The 26,612-nt window shown below is 42.2% G+C and carries 22 protein-coding genes and 1 rRNA gene; 12 read left to right on the forward strand and 11 right to left on the reverse strand.

Going from position 1 to position 26,612, the window contains the following annotated elements; genetic code table 11:
• Positions 1–98: ribosomal RNA gene (locus tag AACX33_RS22940) — 16S ribosomal RNA — on the reverse strand; the annotation flags it as partial.
• A gap of 349 nt (positions 99–447) precedes the next feature.
• Here AACX33_RS22940 and AACX33_RS22945 point away from each other — a divergent pair.
• Positions 448–1,623: an NAD(P)/FAD-dependent oxidoreductase gene (locus tag AACX33_RS22945; RefSeq protein WP_194000391.1), complete on the forward strand. Its 1,176-nt coding sequence runs from the start codon at positions 448–450 to the stop codon at positions 1,621–1,623.
• 91 nt (positions 1,624–1,714) lie between these two features.
• Here the strand turns inward: AACX33_RS22945 and AACX33_RS22950 are convergent, their stop codons facing one another.
• Positions 1,715–2,416, reverse strand: coding sequence for a hypothetical protein (locus tag AACX33_RS22950; RefSeq protein ID WP_194000389.1), 702 nt, complete (start codon positions 2,414–2,416; stop codon positions 1,715–1,717).
• Between the two features lie 189 nt (positions 2,417–2,605).
• Positions 2,606–4,297, reverse strand: coding sequence for a dihydroxy-acid dehydratase (ilvD, locus tag AACX33_RS22955; protein WP_194000422.1), 1,692 nt, complete (start codon positions 4,295–4,297; stop codon positions 2,606–2,608).
• Positions 4,298–4,416: 119 nt separating this feature from the next.
• Here ilvD and AACX33_RS22960 point away from each other — a divergent pair, with 119 nt between their 5' ends.
• Complete coding sequence (locus AACX33_RS22960; protein ID WP_194000387.1) at positions 4,417–5,307, forward strand: LysR substrate-binding domain-containing protein; 891 nt, start codon at positions 4,417–4,419, stop codon at positions 5,305–5,307.
• Between the two features lie 283 nt (positions 5,308–5,590).
• Here the strand turns inward: AACX33_RS22960 and AACX33_RS22965 are convergent, their stop codons facing one another.
• Positions 5,591–6,361: a pentapeptide repeat-containing protein gene (locus AACX33_RS22965; protein WP_194000385.1), complete on the reverse strand. Its 771-nt coding sequence runs from the start codon at positions 6,359–6,361 to the stop codon at positions 5,591–5,593.
• Positions 6,362–6,445: 84 nt separating this feature from the next.
• Positions 6,446–8,071 carry a cation:proton antiporter gene (locus AACX33_RS22970; protein WP_194000383.1) on the reverse strand — a complete coding sequence of 542 codons (1,626 nt, stop codon included), beginning with the start codon at positions 8,069–8,071 and terminating at the stop codon, positions 6,446–6,448.
• 523 nt (positions 8,072–8,594) lie between these two features.
• On the opposite strand from AACX33_RS22970, the gene AACX33_RS22975 reads away from it, so the two are divergent.
• On the forward strand, positions 8,595–8,756 hold the full coding sequence (locus tag AACX33_RS22975) for a hypothetical protein (protein ID WP_194000381.1): 162 nt from the start codon (positions 8,595–8,597) through the stop codon (positions 8,754–8,756).
• Positions 8,757–9,224: 468 nt separating this feature from the next.
• Positions 9,225–10,118, forward strand: a complete 894-nt coding sequence (gene nifH / locus AACX33_RS22980) for a nitrogenase iron protein (protein WP_194000379.1) — start codon at positions 9,225–9,227, stop codon at positions 10,116–10,118.
• A 53-nt stretch (positions 10,119–10,171) separates the two neighbouring features.
• Here the strand turns inward: nifH and AACX33_RS22985 are convergent, their stop codons facing one another.
• Positions 10,172–10,459 (reverse strand): hypothetical protein, encoded by a 288-nt coding sequence (locus AACX33_RS22985; protein WP_194000377.1) that lies wholly within the window; start codon positions 10,457–10,459, stop codon positions 10,172–10,174.
• Positions 10,460–10,901: 442 nt separating this feature from the next.
• Between AACX33_RS22985 and AACX33_RS22990 the strand changes: the two genes are divergently transcribed.
• From AACX33_RS22990 to AACX33_RS23015, 6 genes are all read left to right on the forward strand, one after another.
• Positions 10,902–11,774: a zinc metalloprotease HtpX gene (locus AACX33_RS22990; RefSeq protein ID WP_194000374.1), complete on the forward strand. Its 873-nt coding sequence runs from the start codon at positions 10,902–10,904 to the stop codon at positions 11,772–11,774.
• A 97-nt stretch (positions 11,775–11,871) separates the two neighbouring features.
• Complete coding sequence (locus AACX33_RS22995) at positions 11,872–12,273, forward strand: hypothetical protein (RefSeq protein ID WP_194000372.1); 402 nt, start codon at positions 11,872–11,874, stop codon at positions 12,271–12,273.
• Positions 12,274–12,924: 651 nt separating this feature from the next.
• Complete coding sequence (locus tag AACX33_RS23000) at positions 12,925–14,433, forward strand: polysaccharide biosynthesis/export family protein (RefSeq protein ID WP_194000420.1); 1,509 nt, start codon at positions 12,925–12,927, stop codon at positions 14,431–14,433.
• Positions 14,434–14,565: 132 nt separating this feature from the next.
• Positions 14,566–16,209 (forward strand): alpha/beta hydrolase, encoded by a 1,644-nt coding sequence (locus AACX33_RS23005; RefSeq protein ID WP_194000371.1) that lies wholly within the window; start codon positions 14,566–14,568, stop codon positions 16,207–16,209.
• A 369-nt stretch (positions 16,210–16,578) separates the two neighbouring features.
• Positions 16,579–17,811 carry an RNA-guided endonuclease TnpB family protein gene (locus tag AACX33_RS23010; protein ID WP_194000369.1) on the forward strand — a complete coding sequence of 411 codons (1,233 nt, stop codon included), beginning with the start codon at positions 16,579–16,581 and terminating at the stop codon, positions 17,809–17,811.
• Between the two features lie 125 nt (positions 17,812–17,936).
• Positions 17,937–18,779: an SPFH domain-containing protein gene (locus AACX33_RS23015; protein ID WP_194000367.1), complete on the forward strand. Its 843-nt coding sequence runs from the start codon at positions 17,937–17,939 to the stop codon at positions 18,777–18,779.
• Positions 18,780–18,794: 15 nt separating this feature from the next.
• Here AACX33_RS23015 and folP read toward each other — a convergent pair whose 3' ends face one another.
• Together folP and tpiA are read right to left on the reverse strand one after the other, a co-directional pair.
• On the reverse strand, positions 18,795–19,643 hold the full coding sequence (folP, locus tag AACX33_RS23020) for a dihydropteroate synthase (protein ID WP_194000365.1): 849 nt from the start codon (positions 19,641–19,643) through the stop codon (positions 18,795–18,797).
• Between the two features lie 219 nt (positions 19,644–19,862).
• Entirely contained in the window at positions 19,863–20,603 is a 741-nt protein-coding gene (gene tpiA, locus AACX33_RS23025; RefSeq protein ID WP_194000363.1) for a triose-phosphate isomerase, read from the reverse strand.
• A gap of 159 nt (positions 20,604–20,762) precedes the next feature.
• Between tpiA and AACX33_RS23030 the strand changes: the two genes are divergently transcribed.
• A complete protein-coding gene (locus AACX33_RS23030) occupies positions 20,763–22,223 on the forward strand; it encodes a GTP-binding protein (RefSeq protein ID WP_194000361.1) in 1,461 nt (486 codons plus the stop codon).
• A 279-nt stretch (positions 22,224–22,502) separates the two neighbouring features.
• Here the strand turns inward: AACX33_RS23030 and AACX33_RS23035 are convergent, their stop codons facing one another.
• A complete protein-coding gene (locus AACX33_RS23035) occupies positions 22,503–24,155 on the reverse strand; it encodes a mechanosensitive ion channel (protein WP_194000359.1) in 1,653 nt (550 codons plus the stop codon).
• Between the two features lie 345 nt (positions 24,156–24,500).
• Between AACX33_RS23035 and AACX33_RS23040 the strand changes: the two genes are divergently transcribed.
• Positions 24,501–24,950: an SRPBCC family protein gene (locus AACX33_RS23040; protein ID WP_194000357.1), complete on the forward strand. Its 450-nt coding sequence runs from the start codon at positions 24,501–24,503 to the stop codon at positions 24,948–24,950.
• Between the two features lie 71 nt (positions 24,951–25,021).
• Here AACX33_RS23040 and AACX33_RS23045 read toward each other — a convergent pair whose 3' ends face one another.
• Both AACX33_RS23045 and arfB read right to left on the reverse strand, forming a co-directional pair.
• Positions 25,022–25,843, reverse strand: a complete 822-nt coding sequence (locus AACX33_RS23045) for a SirB1 family protein (protein ID WP_194000355.1) — start codon at positions 25,841–25,843, stop codon at positions 25,022–25,024.
• Positions 25,844–25,923: 80 nt separating this feature from the next.
• The gene (gene arfB / locus AACX33_RS23050; RefSeq protein WP_194000353.1) at positions 25,924–26,337 is read right to left on the reverse strand and encodes an alternative ribosome rescue aminoacyl-tRNA hydrolase ArfB; all 414 of its coding nucleotides are present in this window, start codon (positions 26,335–26,337) and stop codon (positions 25,924–25,926) included.
• Positions 26,338–26,612: the final 275 nt, after the last annotated feature.

A 26,612-nucleotide genomic window follows, 5' to 3' on the forward strand; every position in this document is an offset into this window, starting at 1 on the left:
TCACCCGTCCGCCACTATCTCCGAAGAGACCGTTCGACTTGCATGTGTTAAGCATACCGCCAGCGTTCATCCTGAGCCAGGATCAAACTCTCCGTTTTGTTGTGCTTAGAGTTTTATCCGAAACAACAAGTTGTTTCAGAATCCTGTAAAATTTTTGATTAACCTTTGGGATTCTACCCAAACTAAATCTTCTTGACGAGGATTGGTTATTATTTAGCTTTCAAAGTATTCTGTTTTCACGGTTCAGGTGTTGCGGCTCTCGCCTTGGCACTTATCTAATATATCTACTCTGTCTGGTTTCGTCAAGGGGTTAGGCAAAGTTTTTTTTGAGGGGCGAAATTAAGAGTCGTTTGCCTTGCTCACAGCCGAGTTTGCAGGTTTGGGAGTGTTCATATATCTTTCCATATATATCTATAGATGTATGGGAATCAAGAACAAGGGTAAAGAATGAAGAACTATGACTGGATTGTGGTTGGGGCTGGAATTACGGGTGCAGCGATCGCTTACGAAATGGCACAAACAGGTTTTACTGTACTCTTGTTAGAACAAAACGGCATACCGGAGAATGCAACTCGCTATAGTTATGGTGGGCTGGCTTATTGGTCTGGGAGTACGCCACTCGCGCGCCAACTGTGTGAAGAGGCGATCGCTCTTTACCAGAACTTGGATTTAGAGTTGGACGCTGAGACTGAGTTTCGGGAACTAGACTTATTACTCACGATTGCCGCCGATACGGACTCACAAGCTGCTGCTGCATCCTATAATCATGTGGCTATTCCACCACGGTTACTCAATATAAAGGAAGCTTGTGAGTTGGAACCACTGCTGAATCCAGAAGCGATCGCCGGGGCTTTGACTGTTAAACATGGTCATATAAACCCAGAAAAGACGACACAGGGCTATATTCAAGCGTTTCTGCGTGCTGGGGGTGAAATGCAAATTGCTCAGGTGATCGATTTGCAGACTATCTCGTCTTCTAACGCAGGTATGAAGTTGACGGGTGTACGAACAAATATTGACACTTATCATAGTAATAATGTGGTGATTTGCGTGGGTGGCTTTAGCAGACAGTTACTAAAATCAGCTGGTATTCCTATGAAACTGTATTTTACCCATGCTGAGGTAATTGAAACCCCACCTGTTGAGTTGAATTTACGCACTTTAATCATGCCAGCAAATCTGCAACGATTTTGGTTAGAAGCAGAATCTACTAAAGTTGATGAATTATGGCAAGTGCCTAATGAACCAGTACCACCGATTTTAGATGTGGGTGCGGTTCAGTTTCAAGATGGTAGTTTGCGTTTGGGTCAAGTTAGCCGTGTTCTCACAGACCCTTTTGGCAAGATCAACGCAGAGGACAGCGAAAAGTGGCTGCGAACAAATATTCAGCAAGTTTTACCGACATTAGCGAATTTACCAGGAACTTGGCATCATTGCTTGGTGGCTTTTAGTAGCGATCGCTTACCTTTGATTGGGGCTATTCCAGGATTTGAGGGTGTTCATATTTTCTCTGGTTTTAGTAACCCTCTGGTGATTGTACCACCTTTAGCACGGCGCTTTGCTAATTTTTTGGCTGGCAAGGAGGATGAGATTATTACTCAGTTATCCCCTGGGCGTGAATAATTTTGGATGTGTGTCACGCAGAGGCGCAGTTAGCTGAAAGCTTTCCCGCAGGGTGGCGCAGAGAGAAAAGCAAAGAGATAATTGAGAGTTGCTAAGTCTCTATTTTTTCTGTAGCAATTAAGTCTGCTGCTTCTTGTAAAAGTTCTTGTTGTTCTTGTTGAATTTTTTCTAATCGGCTAGAAATTTCTGCTAATCGCTGGTTTTTCTGTTGATTAGGTAAAACTACTAGTTTGTGAGTCATTTGGGGATCTGTCGCTGGTTGAACAGCAAAACCTCTAAATTTAGTTAAGGAAACAACGCTAAGTTTAAGAAAAGCCCAAATTAATTTGAGTGGAATTTGCAGTATTGACCAACTAGCTGTTTCAATCAGGCGGATAATTGCTTTGATAATACTCCAAATCAGAGCAATCCCTACAAGCAGAATGATGAAACTGATAATGGGGTGATTAACTGCCCAGTCAAGGATATGAAATAATCGCAAGAATGCTGGGTGTTGATTCAGCCAATCATTTACAGAGGAAGTACCAGCAGTTTGTAGTGCTACTGATGTTGTATTTTTTATGTGTTCAGCAGTTTGCCAAGTTTGTTCTATGGAATCTTGAGCTTTTTCTAGGGTAGTTGTAACTGTATTAAGTGCTTGATTCGTTTTTGTATTTGCTGTTTCTTTTAAAGACTGGCTAAACTGCTGTGCTGAGTTAGTTATTGAGTTAACGCTTTGGTTTACAGCACTTTTCGCTGTTTGCCAGCGTTGTAAAACTTCTGCGGACAAATTTATGTCTATTTGAGAAGCCATAGTACATCTCACAACTGACCCTATGTTGGGGATGATTGGTAAAAATTCTTACCGGATATCAACTCTGATTAGGCAATATTTTTAAATATAGCTGCGGAGAAGATGATCTGCAACTATTTTCAATTCAATTTCAAGAATTCCAAACCTGTTATAGAGACGTTGTATACAACGTCTCTGTTTGGCTAATGGCTAATCATTAAATAAGTCTAAATCTGTGACTGCTCCAACACTGCTAGAAGATACTAATTTGGCATATTTAGCTAGTACGCCTTTGGTATAACGTGGCGGTAGGGGTTGCCAATTGGCACGTCTGCGGGCTAGTTCTTCATCTGAGACGTTCAACTGCAATAGGCGATTAGTGGCATCAATGGTAATGCTATCACCTTCTTCTACAAGGGCGATCGCACCACCTACGGCTGCTTCTGGGGCTACGTGACCAACTACCATGCCGTAAGTACCGCCGGAAAAGCGTCCATCGGTAATTAAGCCTACGGAATCGCCTAACCCAGCCCCAATAATGGCGGAGGTGGGAGCTAACATTTCTCGCATACCAGGGCCACCCTTGGGACCTTCGTAACGAATGATCAGAACATCACCTGCTTGAATTTTGCCTGCCAAAATAGCATCTAAACAGGATTCTTCAGATTCAAATACTCGTGCAGGGCCAGTAATGATTGGCTTTTTAACTCCAGTAATTTTGGCTACAGCCCCTTCTGTGGCTAGATTGCCTTTGAGGATGGCTAAGTGTCCTTGAGCATACATGGGGTTATCCCAAGGACGGATGACATCTTGGTCGGTGCGTGGTTCTGCGGGGATATCTGCTAAGACTTCTGCTACTGTTTGACCTGTGATAGTCAGACAGTCACCGTGTAATAAATCATGCGCGAGTAGCATTTTCATGACTTGGGGAATTCCGCCGGCTTTGTGCAGGTCTGTGGCGACATATCTACCACTGGGTTTTAAATCACATAAAACTGGGACACGTCCACGGATGGTTTCAAAGTCGTCTAGGGTGAGTTCTACTCCAGTCGCACGAGCGATCGCTAAAAAGTGCAATACTGCATTTGTGGAACCACCCACTGCCATAATTACCGAAATGGCGTTTTCTATAGATTTACGGGTAATAATCTGGCGAGGTAAGATTTGCTTACGAATGGCTTCAACTAAGGCAAAGGCTGATTTTTCCGTACTGTCGGCTTTTTCAGCATCTTCGGCTGCCATTGTGGAAGAATAAGCTAAACTCATGCCCATTGCTTCAAAAGCGGAAGACATGGTATTTGCTGTAAACATCCCACCGCAGGAACCAGCACCAGGACAAGCTTGACGTTCAACTGCTAAAAGTTCATCACTGTCAATTTTTCCGGCGCTGTATTGACCAACGGCTTCAAAGGAACTAACGACGGTTAAATCTTTACCATTGTGGTGACCGGGTTTAATTGTGCCACCGTAAACAAAAATAGCAGGAATGTTCATGCGCGCGATCGCTAGCATAGCCCCTGGCATATTTTTATCACAGCCACCAATAGCCAAAACACCATCCATACTTTGTCCAGTACAGGCGGTTTCAATGGAATCAGCGATAACTTCTCGCGATACTAGGGAATATTTCATCCCCTCGGTTCCCATTGAAATACCATCACTAATGGTGATAGTACCGAACATCTGCGGCATTGCTCCAGCTTCTCTTACGCCAATTTCCGCCCTTTGCGCCAGTTTATTAATTCCCATATTGCAGGGAGTTATTGTACTGTAGCCATTAGCAATGCCGACAATGGCTTTATTAAAATCTTCATCCTGAAAACCCACTGCACGCAGCATAGCTCGATTAGGCGATCGCTGCACTCCTTGGGTAACAACTTGGCTTCTTAAATTCTCTGATATTGTTTTTTCACCCATTGCTCTGACCTCGATCAAATTTATGTACGAGTATCATAGATAGACTTGTTTGAGATGTCCAATATATATTTATTTAAATTTGAGACTTATAAACTATTAAAAATATGGAACTACGACACCTGCGCTACTTTATTGCTGTAGCTGAGGAATTACATTTCAGTAAAGCGGCAGAAAAACTGCATATAGCTCAACCGCCTCTCAGTCAACAAATTCAGCAGCTAGAAGCAGAACTAGGAGTAAAACTTTTTGATCGCAAAACTAAGCGACAAGTACAGCTAACAGAGGCTGGTAAGGTTTTTTTACAAGAGGCTTATCAACTACTGGTGCAACTAGAAACAGCCGTCGCTATGACTCAAAGGACTGGAAGAGGTGAAACAGGTCAACTGAGAATAGGATTTACTAGTTTGGTAATTTACGACCTATTACCCTTGATTTTGTCACAATTTCGCGAGCAATTTCTGGAAGTAGAACTAGTCTTACTGGAGTTAACGACAAGTCAACAGGAGCAAGCACTCAGAGATTCCCTGATTCATGTGGGTTTTGCTCACCCACCTTTAGAAAATGACACACTATCTTATAAGTGTATTCGCAAAGAAACCTTAGTTGTGGCTTTGTCGTCAAATCATTCATTCGCTCAACAAGAACACATCTGTGTGCGATCTCTCCTAAGTGAACCTTTGATCATGTTTCCACGCTATCTAGCACCAGGACTTTATGATCGCATCATGAGTCTTTTCCAGCAGGTAAATTTTCAACCTAACATTACTCAGGAAGCGATTCAAATGCAAACTATTATTGGATTAGTATCGGCTGGAATGGGCGTAGCAATTATACCATCTTCTCTACAGAATCTTCAAAGGTCTGGTGTAGCTTATCGTCCTATCCTAGAGGAAGTACCTATAATAGAAACTGCTGTAATCTGGCAGCAAAAAAGTTTAACGCCTGTTGTAGAGAATTTTTTACAGGTCGTGACTGCTTCAAAGATATCCACCTGAAGTAATTCAGGACTTACAAGTTCTCCACAGGCTTTTTTCCAGTCTCAGACTTACCTGCGGCGACTTATCAATGTCTTGATAAAGAAATTGTATTAGGGACTTCCAAGAAATAAATTATCCAAATAAACGTATCGCTAAAGCGTGCGCGTAGCGCATACCACACCAGACACAGAGTTATGAGACTTTGAGAGTTTTTTGGTGTTAGGTGATTGAGTATTTTTTTATTTGGAAGTCCCTTAGTCGTTGGTTATGGGAAAGTTTTTTGCCACTCCCCGCTCGCTGCTTAAAAAGGTAAAAACTGGAGTAAAACTGAGCCAAGACTGCCCACAAAGTCAAAAAAGCTGGGTTTACCGGCACTAACTTTCTCAGAATAGGGTGTTTGTAGTTCTTTCTTAAAAGCTTCTGCGGTTTGGATTCCTGTCTCGTTTTCTTGGGCTGTAAACATTTTTTCGGCAATTTCGGCATCTTGGAATGCGCCTTGTCGATCAAATATTTGGTAACGAGCAACACCACGGGCTAAATAAGCACCTGCGTATTCTGGCTGAGATGCGATCGCTTGATCAAAATAATTGATTGCTTGCTTTTGGTTACCTTTTTGTGCTTCTGCAACTCCTAAAGCATAGAATTCTTCTGGTGTAGCAATTTGCATGGGTATACCAACTGCGCCTTGAAAGTTAACACCATCAAGCTCAGTATCATTAAATTCTGTATTGGCTAAATAGGTGTTTCTCAAGTCAGCGCCAGCTAGGTTTGCCCCACTGAGTTTAGCTTGACTGAGGTTAACCCCAAATAGACCAGCACCGCTTAAGTTTGCGCCTCTTAAATCAGCGCCGCTTAAATTGGCACGGCTAAGGTTAGCATTTGTGAGATTAGCACCGCTTAAATTGGCTCCAGATAAGTCAGCCATGACTAAACCGGCATTACTTAGATCACAGTTTTGACATTGCTTGGTGGCTAATAACTGCCTGACGTGTTCAAAGTTGGCTGCTTGGGCAGTTGTTGTCAGGCTGATTGTAGTTATAAATACGGCTGTGGCTAAAATTGGGCTTTTCATTACACAAGCTTAAGCTATAGATTTATACTTAAACTTATGATATGAGTAACCGGGAAAATGTGCCATCTGTAGTTTTTTAAATTACTAAGATTGACGATTTTCTACCAAGATGACAGGTATGGGACTAGTTTCTAAGACTGCTTGCGATACGGAGCCAATTAGGACTGTTTCCCAAGGCTGATGACCCCGTTTTCCCATAATAATTGCTGTAGCATGATGCTCTTGAGCAATCCGAATAATTTTCTCTGGAACCGTACCTGTGACAGTGATAAATTTATATCTGATATCTGATAACAATTTTTGAGCTTCTGACTCTAGTTCTGAAATTTCTCGCTGATTGGGCAGATTAACTATATGCAAAACTATAACTTCACCATTACTGCGTCGTGCTAAATCCGCGACTTTGGTTAAAACTGCTGTCGCTAAACCTGATGTATCAACGGCTGCTAATAATAGGGTACGAGTTGCAACTGTAACTTTTGTGGGATCAACTTCTCCCCGTTCTAATAATTTAGGTGCAAAGGTCATCGTTGCCCAAGCTCCTAAAGGTGCTGTGACTAAAATTGATAAAGCTGCGATCGCTAAAATTATCTCACCTCCGGCAATCCCTTGGGCGAGGGGAATTGTCCCAATAGCGGCTTGTACTGTAGCTTTGGCTGAATTTCCCGGTAATAAAAACAGTCTTTCCCGCCAATTCCAATTACTGCCCAGTGTGGAAAGATACCATCCCAGCATCCTACCGATGAGTAAACCAATTGCTAGAATTGCCAACCCAGGTAAGAGAATATTGCCTAATACTTGTAGTTGAATAGTTGCACCCAATAAAACAAACAAAAAAATCTCAGCTACTATCCAGAGGCTATCAAACCCACCGCGCAAATTTCTAGCTAGGGGTGCATCTAATTCTATGAGGAAAAAACCTAAACTCATGGCTGCTAAATAACCAGAAAAATAAGGCAACCCATGAGCCGAAATTACTAAAAATAAGGCGAGACTGGCAGCAATTAGAGTATCTTGAACGGCGTTTTGAGTCCAATTTTGTTTTACTAATAGAATAACTAGCAAACGGGCGGCTAAATAACCGAATATCACTCCTAGTAAAATTTGCATGATGACTTGCAGTGGAAGCAGTTGCACGGGAGTTAGGGTAAATCCTCCAGGAAAAGCAATCTGCTCAACGCCGCCATCACCCAAGAAACTCAGTAATAGGCTAAAAACCAATAACAGCAGCACATCAGATAAAGCACTACCAGTCAAAATTGCATCGGGTATGCCTTTGGTAACACCCCAGCCTAAACTTTTTAGCCTCAGCATTCCGGGAACAATCACAGCGGGAGACTCAGCGCCAATGACACAGCCCAAGAGTAAACCAGTGAGAAAGTCAAATTTAAAGATTACCATAGCCGCAAAGGCGATCGCGATCGCTTCGGTTGTCGCTGGCAGAAATCCCAAACGCAGCGCCACAGTTCCCTGTTGAGCTAATTTTTCTCTATCTAAACCCAGTCCGGCTTTCATCAAAATAATCATCACTGCCAATGTTCTTAAATCATCCGCAGCATTAAGCATTTCTGGACTAATTACATTTAGTGCTTGGGGGCTAAGAATCATCCCCACTATAATCATGCCAATTAAAGGTGGAGCGCCTAAACGACGGGCAAGTTGACCAACAAAAAAGCCCATCATTAAAATCCACAATACACTGGCTAACATTTCCATAACTCCTGAAAGTGCAATTTGTAGACAGATAACTATCAGCTAATCACATATTGCTATTTAAGATACTAATAACAATATCGGCTTTGCTTAAATGAAAAAAAGAAATTTGCCTTCGATAAATAGATGATCAATTTATATGTTATGCTTCGTATAGGAATCAAGAAAGTAAAAGCAGTAAAAAACTTCAAATAATTGAGACAAGCTCAATAAAGTTTTTTTGCTCTGGTAAATTCACTTCGATTCGTTATCGCTTTTTGTAACGAATAGGTAAACTCAGGCTAGGTAGGATAGTAACTTTCATAACAACTTGAAGTCAATCAAAACTGCCTTGGTATGGGCTGATGAGATTTGGCTAACCTAGTTGGGATTACCCGCCAGATGCAATTAAACTTAGAGTCTAGGAAGAAAGACTTTTAGTAAAACTTAACAATTCAATAGAAATTAGAACGGTGATTGACTTAGCACAAACGGTGAAAAATATTTTCAACCGCGAACTAAGTTATAGCATTCTGATCTGTTGGAACGAAAAGTTCAAGCCGAACTGATACTGTTCCACAACATCCAGGAATTTAACCATATTGTCAAACCTCACCAGGAAATTGCCGACGCAAGAGTGCCACTTTTAGGCGAGGATTTATCTCCTTGTATTACTCATGATCTGGCTAGTTCACTGAATTAGAAGTTATTGGCGTTCATAACATCAGCAAAATCAGAAAAATTGTAGTCACCATTGAGAGTAAATTGCCATTTTGGTTGGTTGGTTATGTAGTTCAGGGATGCACTCTGCATGAACTAAAATTCCTGCTGCAACTTGCTTTTAAGGTTTGAGCCACCACTTGGGATACTACAACAACTGATAATGCTTGATTCAAGCTTTTTTAAGCTGCGTCATCGGTGCATCTGCTAGGACTTGCAATATCTCTTGAGCAATTTCTTAAAAATTTCACTCTGCATCTACGCAACTTTTTGGCAGAGGTGATATATGGATGAGAACTTACCACCGGGTGTCAGGTTCTCAACTGGAAAAAGTGGCATAATTCGCCGCAAATGTCAGGCTCGTGGTGGTTTCACTATACCTAACCAAGCCTGAAAGACTGATAGAAACTTTCAAACCAATCAACAAAATAATTGTAGGAAATTATTAATCATGACTGACGCAAAAATTAGACAAATAGCTTTCTACGGTAAAGGTGGTATTGGTAAATCTACTACCTCTCAGAATACCTTAGCAGCTATGGCGGAAATGGGTCAGCGCATCCTTATCGTCGGTTGTGACCCAAAAGCTGACTCTACCCGTTTGATGCTACACAGTAAAGCCCAAACAAGTGTTCTACAATTGGCTGCTGAAAGAGGCGCTGTAGAAGACATCGAATTACATGAAGTCATGCTGACTGGTTTCCGCGATGTCCGTTGTGTAGAATCTGGTGGTCCAGAACCCGGTGTAGGTTGCGCTGGTCGTGGTATCATCACCGCCATTAACTTCTTAGAAGAAAATGGTGCATACACAGATGTTGACTTCGTATCTTACGACGTATTGGGCGACGTTGTATGCGGTGGTTTTGCGATGCCTATAAGAGAAGGTAAAGCGCAAGAAATCTACATCGTGACATCAGGTGAAATGATGGCGATGTACGCTGCTAATAACATCGCTCGTGGTGTTCTTAAATATGCTCACACTGGTGGTGTGCGCTTGGGTGGTTTGATTTGTAACAGCCGTAACGTTGACAGGGAAGTTGACTTAATCGAAACCCTGGCGAAACGCTTGAACACCCAAATGATTCACTTCGTACCTCGCGACAACATCGTACAACACGCTGAGTTGCGTCGGATGACTGTCAACGAGTATGCACCTGATAGTAATCAAAGTAACGAATATCGGACTTTGGCTACCAAGATTATCAACAACAAAAATCTGACAATTCCTACACCCATCGAAATGGAAGAACTAGAAGAATTGTTGATTGAATTCGGTATTCTTGAAAGTGAAGAAAATGCAGCTATGTTGATTGGTAAAACAGCTACTGAAGCACCAGTAAGTTAGTAATCCTTCAGGGTGGGTAGCCCTACAGCACCCACCCTCAAACATTCTTAGCTCTATACAGCTGGCTGAGGATTCTCCTGGATACTACTCAAACAAAAATTAATGTGGGAGCGGATGGCTCGTTCATAAACTATGGTTTGCTTTGTGCGTACCCCTATGGGCTGATATATCAAGTTAATATCTGGAAAATCGCACCAAGACATTAAAAAAATATCTTTGGCTGGAGTAATAATTTCATAATTATTCTCTTGCTTTTTCTTTTTAAGTTTACAGTTGTTTAATTTTAATTTTTGTCTAAATAATGTTTCAAATTCCGAAATTACATTTGAACTATCTTGCATTGTTTATACACGTTTAATCGTGCTGCTTGTTTAAACATTATATTGTGATATTACTAAGTATGGTACTTGAGCTACTATCACAAGGTAGTGTATCAGTTAAAAGGGTATTGACAAATTTAAGTATTGAATGTTATTCTGTTGGGCTTATCATATTTTATACTAGTGTTTGCAGGAAAATACTGAAAATATAGTTGTTACTACTCCTAAAGTATATCCTTTTTAATCAGGTATACATATTTTGTTAGGAAAAAAAGTAGCTAAAAAAACTCAATAGGCTGGTATAAGTCTAAATGCTATGCCAAACTTTGAGCGAGAAATCCGTACTAAAGATGAGAGGTTTTCTGCACCAATATCTGAGTTGGGCTAGATACAATAAAAATGCGACTTAAGTAATGCTGTTGTCTGAAAAACCTCATGCAGCATTAGCGGGAGAGCAATAATTATGCACAATCAATTAAAAACGGTTGCTTTGCTAGCTGTCCTTAGTGGTCTTTTGATTGCGATTAGCTACTGGATAATTGGCGGTACTGGTGGCTTAATCATCGGAATTGGTTTAGCAGCAGCCACAAATCTATTTTCTTGGTATCAATCAGATCAGATTGCCCTGAGAGTATACCGCGCCCGTCCTGTGAATGAGGCCCAAGCACCGGGACTCTACCGTATGGTTCGGAAATTGAGCGATCGCGCCAATATTCCCATGCCAGGAGTTTACGTTGTTCCTAGCCAAACTGCCAACGCTTTCGCTACGGGACGCGATCCAGAACACGCGGCTGTAGCTGTTACCGAAGGCATTTTGAATATATTACCAGATGATGAACTCGAAGGCGTAATTGCTCACGAACTGACTCACATTACTAATCGTGACACTCTCACACAAGCTGTGGCGGCCACAATTGCCGGAGCGATATCGTTTTTGGCACAAATGGTTAGTTACAGTTTATGGTTTGGTGGTGCTGGTTCGCGAGATGGTAACAGAGGTGGAAATATTTTCGGGGTGTTGTTAACAGTCATACTTGCACCGATTGCTGCCACAATTATTCAACTAGCAATTTCGCGCACACGGGAGTTTTCCGCGGATGCAGGTGCGGCTAGATTGACTGGTAATCCACGCGCTTTAGCTAAGGCGCTGCAAAGGTTAGAAGCCACAGCCAAGCAATTACCTTTAAATGCCAACCCAGCTTTTGAGCCGTTATTGATTATTAATCCGATTTCGGGTAAATTTTTGGGCAACTTATTTTCTAGTCACCCGGCGACGGCAGCACGAGTTGAAGAATTACTAAAATTAGAGCCACAACTGCCAACAACTGCTTATTAAGCTATTGCAGATTTAGAAATCGCGTAAATTTGTCCCATAAACCGCAGCTGTAGTTTCCATCAGAAACAGAAGTTTTGCAACTAAGGATATTGAAATTATGAGTGCTAACAACAACGAACCAAGAGAATATACCGCGATTGTAGAAATCAGCCCTCAAACTGATGACATGGTAGAAACCGAGATGGCTGGTGAAGCTGATGAAATTAAGCGTGAAACTAAAGCGTTGATTGCAGCGTTGAAAAGACGCGCTCAAACTGAGGCAGAATCAGCAGGTACTCTCACTCGCGAAACTTATTTAAATGCTGTGCGCCAAGCCAGAGAAGCCATTGAACGGGAAAAACTGATTGAGCGCGATCGCCTGGAGAATTCTTGGGCTACCATGCAAGAAGAAACAGAGAAAAATTGGCACTTGCTAGTTAAAGAAATTACAGATTTTAGCGATCGCCTGCAAGATGCTGCTCAAGCCGCCTGGGATGCCTTCAACGCTCCTCGTCCTTAAAATTATTGGCGTTGAAGAATTATTTAGGTAAGATTTCTATAGGGGAAATGTATGAATTTCCCCTAGTTTTGCAGGGACTTTCTGCCAATTTATCCTTAATTTCAGCGTATCCCCAATTGCTATTTCTGGGGAAATAAAATCTCATAACTTCGCTTTGACTGATAAGTTAGCTTATATTCAATCATGACTGCTAATTTTTAGAAGAATATTCTTTTATTTGTCAAAATAACGAAACTTTAAAATCCCTATAGTAGTAATAATTTATGTGTAATAAATTATCTTTTTCTGGTTTTTAGCACTACCTTCTAAACTAATTTGGTATCAGATGTTAGTTGCTTTACAGTTCCGTAGATCAGGCAGTTTATGCAACAGAATATTTTTACACTTCACATAAGATTATGATATTTACCATGATGAATTATATATTATACAAACTAATTTATACTAAATTAAAATACTGATTTTATCTTTAATTTAACTTTACTAAAAATTTAAGGTTAAAAAATAATATCCCTCCGGAAAATTGCAGTTTTCTAGGAAAATAAGAATGTTGGGGAAATTGAATCGAGGAACTTGAACAATACAGTATAGTCAAGATTAAAATATTTAGACAGTGCTATGCCGATCACAGTCTCAGAGTCTCAGGTAAATATGCTTAACACAGGTTTGCTGAAATTCCTCACCCAGCCATTTTTGGGTGCGGCTTTATTAACGGCTGTCAATGTTGCTGTGCCGTCTGCCAGCCTAGCTCAGGGACAACTAGTATCACAAACAACACAACCAATCTTCCCGACGGTAGAACCAGGATCACCCGGTACACAACAAGTATTTCCTACAGAACAACAGGCATCACCGAGCATACCAATAGATACTAACTATACTTTAGGTGGCGGTGATCTGATTCGTGTAAATGTATTTGAAGTACCAGAATATACTGGTGAATACCAAATACCTCCAGGTGGATCAATCAACTTACCTTTAATTGGCAGTGTACCCGTTCTGGGTCTGACAACCGAACAGGCGGCTGATGAAATTGCCCAAAGGTATTCTCGCTTTCTCAAACGTCCCTTAATTTCAGTTAACTTGTTATCGCCGCGTCCGATCAATATTTTGGTCGCCGGAGAAGTCACACGTCCAGGGTCTTATACTCTGAACTTACAGGGAGGGGCGGGTAATAATCCCGGTGTACAATACCCAACTGTATTAGCTGCACTCACCACAGCCCAAGGTGTAACCTTGGCAGCAGATGTGACTAAAGTGCAATTAAGACGTAAAGTAGGACGTTCTTCTGAGCAAGTTGTGAATCTGAATTTAAAGGAACTGATCCAGACAGGTCGGATAGATCAGGATATTACCTTACGAGATGGGGATACGATTGTTGTGCCAACTGCAACTACTTTTAACATTGCAGAAGCACGTAATCTCTTTTCGGCTAACTTTGCCGCTAGCCCTACCACACCGCGCACTGTAGCCATTATTGGTGAAGTAAATCGTCCCGGTTCATATCTGGTCGGCGCTGGTGGCGGAGCCGAAGGTGATGGTAGTGGTATCCCGACTTTGATGAGAGCGCTGCAATTAGCTGGGGGAATTACATCACAAGCTGACGTTCGTAATCTCAAGCTCCGCCGACCCACAAGAACCGGTACAGAACAAAATATAGATATTGACCTCTGGGAATTATTGCAGAGTGGTGATATCAGTCAAGACGTGATGGTGCAAGACGGAGATACAATTGTTATTCCTACTGCCACTGAGGTCGACCCAGCAGAAGCTACTCAATTAGCTACAACTACTTTGTCTCCGGCAACAATTCAAGTTGGTGTGGTAGGCGAAGTCAAACAACCGGGAACCGTGGATATCAAGCCTAATAGTTCCTTAAATCAGGCATTGTTGGCTGCGGGTGGATTCAACGATTCTAGAGCTAGAAAAAGTACTGTGGATTTAGTTCGCCTGAATGCTAATGGTTCTGTGACTAAGCGGGAAGTCAAAGTTGATCTTTCTCAGGGCATTAATGAAGAGACTAATCCTATACTCCGCAATAATGATGTTATAATTGTTAACCGTTCTGGTTTAGCTTCAACAGGCGACAGTGTGGGCGCAGTACTCAATCCTCTGGGTGGTTTATTAGGAGTGTTCAGAGCTTTATTCGGTTTCTTTTAAAATCATAAAATAGTGAGTTTGAAGTTGTTGAAACTAACTAGCGATAGCAAAGCGCTGCTGCAAAGCAGATCGCAACTTCAAACCCATAATGGTAGTCAATAGATTGACTGACCTTTTCAATACTCTGATCCTATGTACTCTTGGCTGGACAAACATCTACCTCAAATGTCCTTGATCAAAGGATTACTGTGCAGTTTAACTTTGGGTGTGAGTTGCAGTTTGGGCATTCCCTCGGCTCAGGCAGCAGAAACAGTTACGATTCGTTTGGGGCCATTTCAGCAGTCCCTAGCGATCGCTGATTTAGAAAAATTTGCCAAAACAGGGAAACTACCAGAACAACTGCAAATTTTTAGCTTTGTCTTAACGCCCCAAGTAGGAGAATTACTCTATCGAAGGTTACAAGTAGATCCAGCGTTGGGAGATAAATTCCTTGATGAGCTAGTGCGATCGCCACAAGGTAGACAATTAATTACTTCTTTAAGAACAGCAATCCCAAACAGCACCATAGAAGGACTGCAATCAACGCTCTACCTTTCTCTACGTCAAGTCAATGGTTTAAGTGCGATCGGTTTTTTGCGCGCCTATCCACAACAAAATATTACGGTAGATGCAACTCAAGCACTACAAATCGCATTAGAGTTTAACTCCAGCAACTTGCAAAGCCAAGCCCTTGGGGTTTTGCTAGAACGAGAATTATTAGTCAAAAATAATCCGCCTTTTCAGCCTACCTTTGACCCAGCAGCTACAGGAAAAAGCCCAGTTGAGCAGCAGACACTAACTCTACAAGACAGACAACGCGATCGCCGCATTCCTGTTGACATTTATTGGAGTCAAAGTCGCACCCCAGCACCACTGGTGGTTATTTCCCACGGATTTGGAGCCAACCGACAATTTTTTGGCTTTTTAGCCCGTCATCTAGCCTCTCACGGCATTACAGTTGCAGCAATTGAACATCCTGGTAGTAACTCTGTAGCCATCAATAATGCTGCCAATCAGAGGAATTTGGCGCAACTACTACCAGCCAGTGAATTTATTGATCGACCAAAAGATGTGAGTTTTTTGCTCAATGAACTAGAAAAACTCAATACTCAATCGGGACAACTTCAAGGAAAACTGAATACAGAGCAAGTAAATGTGATTGGTCACTCTTTAGGGGGCTATACTGCTTTAGCCTTAGTGGGTGGAGAAGTAGATTTAAAAGAATTGCGAGAGTTTTGTCAAACTTCTCTTTCCTTTGGCGAATCACCAGGGGATTGGTTACAGTGTGCAGCCGCTAGTTTAAAAGAGAATCAACTAGATTTGCAAGATCAGCGCGTTAAAAGTGCGATCGCACTCAATCCGCTTGTGGGTAAACTTTTTGGTACAAACGGTTTAACTAAAGTTGCCAAACCTGTATTAATCTTAGCCGGAACTGAAGATGCACTCACCCCAGCCTTAACGCATCAAATCAGACCTTTTAACCAACTACGGGGTTCTAAATATTTGCTAACAGCCATTGGTGCTACTCACTTGAGTATTACCGATCCAGCATATCCCGTGAGTGCCGCCGCCGGAATCATCAGAGAAAAGCGAGGGGAAGAAACCAACTCCTTACGCCAGTTGATTCGTGGTGTCACCTTAGCATTTATCAAACAAGACACACCAGAAGCCCAAATTTACCAACAATTTTTGACACCAGCATACGCCCAATCTCTCTCTACAGCAGAACTACCCCTACGTTTTAATTCTGATTTACCAATAAACATTAAACCTTGGCTAAGTCTTGTCATCAAGTAATGAACTTACTTGTTCCAAAATGCTCACATTAATCATGTAAAATTAATAACATAGCTTCTCCTTGCCAGCGTGTAATCAAGGTGCTTTAATAACAATTGCATTCTGCCAAAATATCTTGCTGATATCAGGCTTACAAATTTTATAGCAGCTTGTTAACTGTTACACCGTAAGTCCTCCACTGAATTTGGGAAGGACGAATCAGTGGTGGGATATAAGGTGGGTGATAACGATTGCATCCAGTATTGCTTTTTTGCTAGGCAAAAACAAATACTGGATGTATAAGGAATCACCAATTATTTTATTTGATTGGGCTATTTTACCGCCATATCAATTGGTGGTAAAGTATTGCTACCAAGGAGGTGATGTTAAGTGTTACACAAAGCGGTTCTTGTCCGTTTGTATCCATCAAAAGAACAAGAAATACAACTAGCTCAAGCATTTGGTTGCGCTCGTTGGTGGTGGAATTACGCTCTAAATAAGTCAATTGAAACTTATAAAGAAACGGGCAAGGGACTTAGCCGTGTAGCACTCAATGCGTTTCTTCCGGCGCTCAAAAAAGCAAAAGAGACTCTATGGTTAGCCGATTGTTATAGCCAAATTTTACAGGCAACAACACTTAATTTAACCACAGCATACAAGAACTTTTTTGAGAAACGTGCTGGGTTTCCTAAGTTCAAATCCAAGCACGGGAAACAGTCCATTCAGTATCCTCAAAACGTCAAAATTGTCGATGGCAATGTCAAACTTCCAGGCAATATTGGGATAGTCAAAGCCAAAATACATAGGATAATTGAGGGGAAAATCAAGACTGTAACTGTATGTAAAACTCCATCAGGTAAATATTTCGCATCTATCCTGACTGAAGTAGAAGGAGAAAATCCAACTATTACATTCGGTAAGATTTATGGTATTGATTTAGGGTTGAAGCACGTTGCTGTGGTAACTGATGGTGAAAAGGTTTCTAAATATGATAATCCCAAGCACCTTGCCAAGCATGAAAAAAACCTCAAGCGTAAGCAAAAAAAGTTAGCCCGTAAACACCAAGGGAGTAGTTCAAGAAATAAATATCGTCAAGTTGTCGCTAAAGTGTACGAACGAGTTAGCAATTCCCGGCAGGATTTTTTACATAAACTTAGTTATAAGTTGGTCAGCGATAGCCAAGCTGTCATAGTAGAGAATCTTCATGTCAAAGGCATGGTTCGTAATCACAATTTGGCGAAGGCAATTTCTGATTGTGGATGGGGAACGTTCACCAATTTTCTAGCTTATAAGCTAGAACGCAAAGGTGGAAAGTTGGTTGAGATTGATAGATGGTTTCCCAGTTCCAAGCTCTGTTCTAATTGTTTCCATCAAGTGAGTAAGATGCCATTGGATGTGAGGCAATGGACTTGTCCTCATTGTGGTACTCATCATGACCGTGATGGCAACGCAGCGATCAATATTAGAGCCGAGGGGATCAGAATCATAAAGGCGGAAGGTTCAGCCGTCTCTGCTGTAGGAGGGGATGTCAGACCAAGGCTTGGGCGAAAGTCTAAGTTGCGGCATTCCCCTGTGAGTACAGAAGCCGACACTTTACTTGGTACTCCAAGTCAGTGTGGGTAGTTCACTAGACCACATCATTGATGTTCATAAAACTACAGGCTCAAAACATGAGACTGAAATGTAGGACTAAGGTAGTACCATATCCTTTTACACTAAATTTGCCCAAAAGCTGAATAGGAGAATATATGGAGCCAATTATTGCCATAGTCTTAGCCCTCATAGGCTATGCTTTAGGATCTGCAAAACTGATTAATCAAGGTAACGAAGCCCTAGTAGAACGATTGGGGCGGTATCATCGAAAACTTGTGCCTGGACTCAACTTTATTGTTCCTTTGGTCGATCAGATTGTGATGGAGGATACAACACGCGAGCAGTTTATCGACATCAAACCTCAAAATGTGATCACCAGAGATAACATTTACCTAGAAGTTGATGCTGTTCTGTTTTGGCGCATCCGAGATATGGTCAAAAGTTTTTATGAAATCGACGATCTCCAAGGGTCTCTAACACAACTAGCAACAACCACACTCCGGGAAATCATCGCCCAGAACACTGTAGAAGAAACCAACGTTTCTCGTGCAGAAATGGACGCAGCCATTTTAAATCAGTTGAATCAAACCACAGAAGATTGGGGAGTTCAGATTCTCCGATTGGATATTCAGAGCATTACACCGCCTGAAAGTGTGCGAAAGTCAATGGAAGAGGAGCGAGCTGCGGAAATCAAAAAACGGGCGCTGGTTTTTGAAGCAGAAGGAGAACGTGACGCTGCTATTAAGAGAGCGCAAGGAACTCAAACCTCAATGCAAATAATTGCTGAAGCCTTACGTACTCATCCTGAAAGCAGGGAAATTCTCAGGTATCTTGTGGCTCAAGATTATGTCGTGGCTAGCCAAAGACTTGGTGAGAGTCATAATGCCAAAATTGTCTTTTTAGACCCCAGTAAAACCAATGAAGTCTATAACCAGTTAATTGCTGACTCTATAGCTCAAGATGGTAATGGTAAAAACTCTGAAAATGGTAATGTTTAATTTTTTAAGTAACCATTAATCTTGTTGTCGGAAAAGTGCATCAGCTACCAGTGATACATCACGCATTTCTTGAACATCGTGAACTCGGAGGAGATCAGCACCCTGAGAAATAGCGGCACAACAAGCTGCTGCTGTTCCCCAGACCCGTGCTTTTGGATCTGCTTGGTTTAAGATGCGACCAATAAAACTTTTACGAGATGCTCCTACCAAAATAGGGCAATTTAAGGTTTTCAATGTCCGCAGTCGGCGAAAAATTTCTAAATTCTGCTCATAGTTTTTCGCAAAACCAATTCCTGGATCAATAATGATTTTTCTCTGGTCAATGCCTACAGTCGTTGCTGCTAAAATTTGTGCTGCTAAAAAACTAGAAATCTCTCCGATTAAATCCTGATAATTAGTCATTTGCTGCATCGTCTGCGGCGTTCCTTGGATGTGCATCAAGACAATCGGCACATCTAAACTTGCTATTGTGGGCAGCATTTCTAAATCAAATGTGCCACCAGAAATGTCATTAATCATATCGGCTCCAGCTTCTACAGATGCTTTAGCTACAATAGCTCTAGTAGTATCTACTGAAATTGGCACTGTGATCTCTCTTCGTAGAACCTGCAATATCGGCAGTACCCGATCCAGTTCCTCTGCCAGAGTTATTTGCTCTGCTCCTGGTCGAGTCGATTGACCTCCCACATCGATGATGTCAGCACCGGCCGCTACCATTGCTTGTGCCTGTGCTAAAGCCGCAGCGCTATTATTAAAAACGCCACCATCGCTAAAGCTATCGGGAGTGACATTTAAAACACCCATGAGGTAAGTTCGCTGTCCCCAGACAAAACAGCGTTCTCGAATGATTAACTTGTTGGACATATGACCAATAGTTCCTTAGTGGTACAAGCCCCCAGATTTATCTTTGGAGTCAATCCAAAATCTAAAATTCTCCAGTCCCTAGATTTATCTGTGGAGTCAATCCAAAATCTAAAATCCAAAATCCAAAATCGGATGACAGTTTGAGGATGGCTATTTGGCTTTGGCTCATTCATGTACGCATTCCCCGGCTCGGCCAGGGAAAAAGCGTTGCACATGAAATTATTTGTAGTTGACAATTCGAGCAAAACTTGCAGGTTCCAGACTGGCTCCGCCCACAAGAGCGCCATCAATTTCTGGTTGAGCCATAATTTCATCAATATTATTCGGTTTCACTGAGCCACCGTATTGAATTGAAACATTGGGATTACTCAACTGACTACGAATTAAGCCAATTACCCGATTAGCGTCTGTGGCTTCACAAGTATCGCCAGTACCGATTGCCCAAATTGGTTCGTAGGCAATCACCAAATTATTCTGATCGATATCTATGAGGTCTTTATCTAGCTGGGCGGTAATCAGTGATTCGGTTTCCCCAGCATCTCGTTGTTCTTTGGTTTCGCCTACACATAAAATTGGTGTCAGACCGTATTTTTGAGCCGCTTTGAGGCGGAGATTGACAGTTGCGTCTGTTTCACCAAAGTATTGCCGTCTTTCGCTATGACCGACAATTACAAAACGGACACCAAGTTCTGTCAACATGGGGCCAGAAATTTCGCCTGTGTAGGCTCCATTTTCTTCCCAGTGAAGATTTTGCGCCCCTAACTGGATGAGACTGCCATGCAAACTTTTGGATAAAATGTTTAAGTTAGTGAAAGGAGGACACAAGACCACTTCTCGGTCTTCGGGTATTTCTTCCAAGTGGGGCAGAAACCCTTGTAAAAAATCCTGGGTTTCTGCCTGGGTTTTGAACATTTTCCAGTTACCGGCAATAACTATTTTTCGTACAGGTGATTTAGTCAAGATTCTAACGCTACTAGATGCATTTTTCAGTTTAGGACGTTTTGTTAGTTATTAGTCATTAGTTATTGGTCATTAGGAAGTTACAATCTTTCCCCCCTGCTCCCTGCTCCCTGCTCCCCTGCTTCTTCCCCACTCCCCATTCCCTATTCCCCAATTGATATGACTTCCACATTGCCCTTGCCTGAACCTCATCACAGCGATTCACCCAACTGGGAGGAAGAACTGGATAGTGCTATTTTCAGTTTTGAAGATATTCAAAGGTCACTCAACTATAAACAAGCACAAACGGCACTGCGAAACTTGGTTACCAATCTTGACCTGACTCCCCAGGAAAAAAGCGGATTGGAGAATGAACTCGCAGATTTGGAAACTATGCTGGGTAAGTTGGACAGCATGGTGGTGCAAATTGCTGCTTTTGGCATGGTGGGACGTGGTAAGTCCTCTCTACTAAATGCCTTGGTGGGACAAACGGTGTTTGAAACTGGTCCCTTGCATGGAGTTACCCGTGATTCCCAAACAGTTAACTGGAGTATTACTGAGGAAACAATTGGCGAGAATGAACGCACTTTACGAGTAACTTTACCTGCGGGTGGTCAATCTCAGGTGGAACTCATTGACACTCCTGGATTAGATGAAGTCGATGGTGACACCCGTGCAGCTTTGGCCGAACAGGTAGCAAAGCAAGCAGATTTAATTTTGTTTGTGATTGCTGGAGACATGACAAAGATAGAACATGAAGCCCTTTCTCAGTTGCGGGAAGCTGGTAAACCGATAATTCTGGTATTTAACAAAGTAGACCAGTATCCGGAAGCCGACCGGATGGCAATTTATCGCAAAATCCGAGACCAACGGGTGAGGGAGTTACTCACACCTCTAGAAATTGTGATGACAGCTGCATCACCACTGGTAAAGACGGCGATTATCCGCCCTGATGGTAGTAGGGGGGTGCAGTTACGTAGCAGTACAGCCCAAGTTGAAGAACTGAAGCTGAAAATTTTGGAGATTTTGCACCGTGAAGGTAAAGCTTTGGTGGCTCTCAATACTATGCTTTATGCGGATAATGTGAATGAGCAATTGGTAGAGCGAAAACTGCTGATTCGCGAACAGAATGCTAATCAGTTGATTTGGAAAGCTGTGATGACTAAGGCATTAGCGATCGCACTCAATCCGGTGACTGTTGTCGATATACTCAGTAGCATAGTCATTGATATTTCTCTGATTTTGGGTTTATCTCAGCTCTATGGCATCCCCATGAGTGAAAGCGGTGCTGTGCAATTGCTACAAAAAATTGCTCTGAGTATGGGCGGTATCGGTTTCAGTGAGCTGCTGGCAAACTTAGGCTTGAGTGGATTAAAAACTTTGCTGGGCATCTCTGCATCAGCTACGGCTGGCGCTACCTTTGCACCTTATGTCTCAGTTGCAATCACTCAAGCTGGGGTGGCTGGTGTTTCTTCCTATGGGATTGGACAAGTGACTAAAGTTTATTTAGCTAATGGGGCAACTTGGGGTACTGAAGGGCCAAAAGCAGTCATTAGTCGAATTTTAGACAATTTAGATGAAAAATCTATTCTCAACCGCATTAAAGAGGAATTACAACAGAAGGTAAAACTTAAACGGTGAACGTTAAATCAGCTATTCGTTGCTATATCGAAATATTTGATCAAGAGTTGAAAATTAATATGGTTTAGGTATGAATAATTAACCGCCCTTGGTGATTAGCGGGCAAGATGCCCGCTCCACAAGACATTTTGGGATATTTTGTTATTTGTCAGTCCCTTAGCGATAGGCTGCGCTGGTGCGTGTTAGCGGAGCGGGGCGTAGCCCGACTAATGATATTCTCAATCAGCAATGCCAAATTGCAGCTATATTTTCGGCAATTCTCATGCTTATGGGGGTAATTTACTCTTTATTTTTAAAAGAGTCCAACCAACCTTGAACTTGTTCACGGGCAATATCACGGCCACCAAGACCAAATGATAGGGCAATAGCAACAGCGATCGCACCTAGCAAAAGTCCAAAGGCTAAATTCACAATATCACTGGCAACACCAATCTGTTGCAATGCCATTGCTGAGACTAAGGTAATAATGGCAATCCGTGCTACCTGTGCCAAAATTCGGGCTTGGCGGTCGCCGGAACTGGTAATCAGTTGAAACGCTAGATTTGCTAAGAACAAACCAATGGCGAATACAATCAATCCTGCCAAAATCCGCCCCAAGAGAATTAAAATCCCTGTTACTAGTGATGTCAATGCGGGGATATTCAGGATATTAACTGCTGCTACTGTGGCAAACAGCATAATACCCACTAAGGCGATCATCCCGGCAATTTCTGATGGAGTGCGGCTTGGTGGTCTTGGTGTTGCTTCTGCTTCGGAAGTGGCAGATTGTCTACTCAGTGATGGTAGACCCAATACGGTGAAAATGTTGTTAAAGCCTAAACTAGTGAGGATACTCGTAACCAACTCGGAGACAAACCGCCCTAAGAAAAAGGAAACAATTAAAATTGCGATCGCCGTAAAGATGGCGGGTAGGGTATTCAGCACCTGCTGTAACATGGCGATCGCAGGTAGAGAAATCGCCTCAATTCTCAAAGCATTCAGCGATGCGATCGCTACAGGAATCAAAATCAAAATATAGACAATCGTGCCGATGATACTCGACAGAGATTGTATTCCTGAAGATGAGGAAAGTCCCACGCGAGTTCCTACATGGTCAACACCTGTAGTTGCTAGTAAATTGCTGACAATTCGCCGCACTATATTAGCGATAAACCAACCGACTGCCGCAATTAACGCCGCCGCTAGGATATTGGGCAGAATTGAAAGAATCTCTGTAATTAAGGATTGTACTGGTAGTAGTGCCTGTCTCAGCGCCAGGGTATCCAAAATTGGGACGAGAAACAGTAAGAAGATAAACCAATACAGAGCATTCCCAATCGTCTCACTCAAAGATAATTGGTTGAGGTTGAGTGTATTGTCTTGGGCTTGTTGATTCAGCCGTTCATCGAACCTCAGCGCTTGTAAGCCTCGCACCGTGATCAGTTTGACGATTGTCGCTATTAACCAAGCAACTCCCAAAAGAATTCCCGCACCCACCAACTTGGGCAAAAAGCCAATCAGTTGGTCAAGCAAATTATTTAATGGTCGAGAGGCTACCTCTAGTTCTAGAGTTTGTAAAACAGCTACGACTGTGATTAAGATGATACTCCAGAAAACTAAGCCAGAGATTAATTTCTCTATCTGGGGAACATCCTCTCGACCCGTGATTCCCGCAGCAATGCGATTATCTATCTTCGTGTTATCGAGAATTTTTTTGGTCACTGCGGCGGCGATCGCTGCAATTAGCCAACCCACTAACAAAATTGCCGCCGCCCCTAATAAACGGGGAGTAAAGGCCACCAACTGTTCGACAATTCCTTGTACTTCAGTGATGCCTTCGTTAACTCTTTCTTGATCTAGTGGTAGGCTTGGCGATTGTGCCAAAAAATGCTGTACCCTCATCGACAAACCAATGTCTATCAACTGGGTTATTCCAGGCCAAGTCGTGTTCATGGTTTTCCGGTATTAAGGTAATATGTTTCTAAAAACACTTGTCATACTTATAGTGTGGCTGGATATTAAACAATCCTCAGCCCCAGTAAGTTCACTCATGTTTTGCCTATCAATTTACCAGCAAATTGGCAATAAACACATATATGCAGTTGATCTCAAGGATATTTTTTTGACTTTGTGGTTTATATTCTGCTTTTATCCAGGAATACCAGACAAAATCGCAGATTTATCAGTGTTTAGTCATAAGTTGTACATTTGTTACTGAACTCAAATCATTGACATAATGTGCTAAAAATGCTTAATTTTGCGATAATCTAAGTACAGCAACAGCATGAGAAATGTAAAATGTCCCAAGCTTTTGAACAATCAATTCAAATTAATGCCACAGCTTCAGTGGTGGAAAGCTGCATTACCGATTTAACACTCATGCACCGTTGGCTAAATCCCGCCCTATGTTGCGAACCTGTGGGTGCATGGAGTACTGAAGTTGGCAGTCAAAGTCTGTTTGTGATTCAAATTCCTCTACTTAAACCTACCCTGAAAAGTGTGGTTGTAGAACGGCAACCGGGTTTAGTTGTTTGGGAATTTCAAGGATTTTTTCAAGGACGCGATCGCTGGGAATGTCAACCAATAGCACAAGGTACACTCCTTGTCAACCGCTTTGAGTTCGATATTCCTAACCCCATAGTCAGTTGGGGATTCAACAACTTTGCGATGTCCTGGACTCAAAAAGATATGCAAGCTCAACTGCTTCGCCTCAAAGGAGTTGCAGAGTCATACAATTTTGGATTTTAGATTTTAGATTTTGGATTGATTCAACAGATCAATCAGGAGGCTTGTTCCATCAAGGAACTATGAGTCATTGGTCATTGGTTTCCCATCTCAGCCAGTAACCGCCGAATTACCACTGCATCCTCAGCGTCAGGAACCTTCGTCAGATAAGATTGCAAGTCGTCAGCAGCTTCGGGGTATTGTCCCAGTTGATAGTAAAGCAAACCGCGATCGCGCACTTCTAAAATCATCCCAGGAAACAGCCGCAAAATTCGTTCCACCGCCGCCAAAGTCTTGGCTAAATTTTGTTGTTTAAGATAAATATATTTCAAATTAGTCAGCATTCGCGCCAAAAATTGCCGATTACTTACCGAGGCTAAAAACTCAGGTCGTAAACTCACGGGTTGCTGAAACATTTGAGATAATTGGTTTTCACAATCTTCTGCAAACATCACCTCACCACGATTAAACGCATCGACAAAAATTTCCATATCTGGAATATCAGGGCGAATCAGGAAATGTCCTGGCATTCCGACACCCACCATAGGAAAATCAATCCGGCGGGCAATTTCCATATAAACCAGCGCCAAAGTAATCGGAATCCCCATGCGGCGGTCAATTACATCATTTAAAAAGCTATTGCAAGGATCATAGTAGTCTGTTTGATTTCCAGCAAATCCCAAATCAGCGTAGAGATATTGATTGAGAGTTTGGATAATTCGCAGAGGATATGGTGAAGCGGGCAAGAATTCTTTCACCTCACCAGCCATTGTATCAAGGGCATTGAGGTATTCCGCAATATCAAGGTCAGGATATTCTTCCTGGGCAATATACAAAGCTGCCTTCGCCAGATCAATATGCTCGTCAGGCTGTTGAATTTCCTGGTAAAAATATAATCGTGCTGACGAGAAATGCATAAGCGAATCCTGGATGGAGTTGACCTATTTTTCCATACCCGCAGAATGAGCATAACGGATATGTATGAGAGGATTGCATTTTAATCAATCACCTCTCCTCTCATCGACTTAATTTGTCCGCGCTTAGTTTTACTATTAAGACGTTTTTTTTGAGAACTGCGAGTTGGTTTGGTGGGTTTGCGTTTTTGGGGCAGTATAACAGCGCTTTGTATGAGTTGTTTGAGTCGTTGCAAAGCCTCTTCCCGGTTTTTTTCCTGACTCCGGTATTCTTGAGCCTTGATGACAATAACTCCTTCCTGGGTAATGCGTCGGTCATTTAACTTCAACAGCTGTTCTTTATAGAAAGCGGGTAGTGATGAAGCTTCAATGTCAAAGCGTAAGTGGATGGCAGTAGAAACTTTATTGACGTTTTGACCGCCTGCCCCTTGAGAACGAATCGCGCTCATTTCGATTTCGCTATCGGGGATCATGATTTTACGAATAATTTGCAGCATAACTTATATCTTATATATAGTATAGCGTTATGAGTGCATGGATTGAGATTCCGCAGTAGGCGATCGCTACCGATAAGTAGGTGGGCATGAATATTTATCACTATGTAAAGAAAAAACAAATGTAGGGTGTATTGTCGCGCAGCGCAACGCACCGTCAACAATCCCAGGTACAAGGTGCATTAGACCTACGGCATCACATACTTCATATACAGCGGTTTCCAATTATATCAGGTACATCTTAGTCCCCTCATCGCTTGCGGGGAGGGGGTTGGGGG

The organism is Nodularia sp. LEGE 04288, from assembly GCF_963896525.1.
GTDB lineage: Bacteria > Cyanobacteriota > Cyanobacteriia > Cyanobacteriales > Nostocaceae > Nodularia.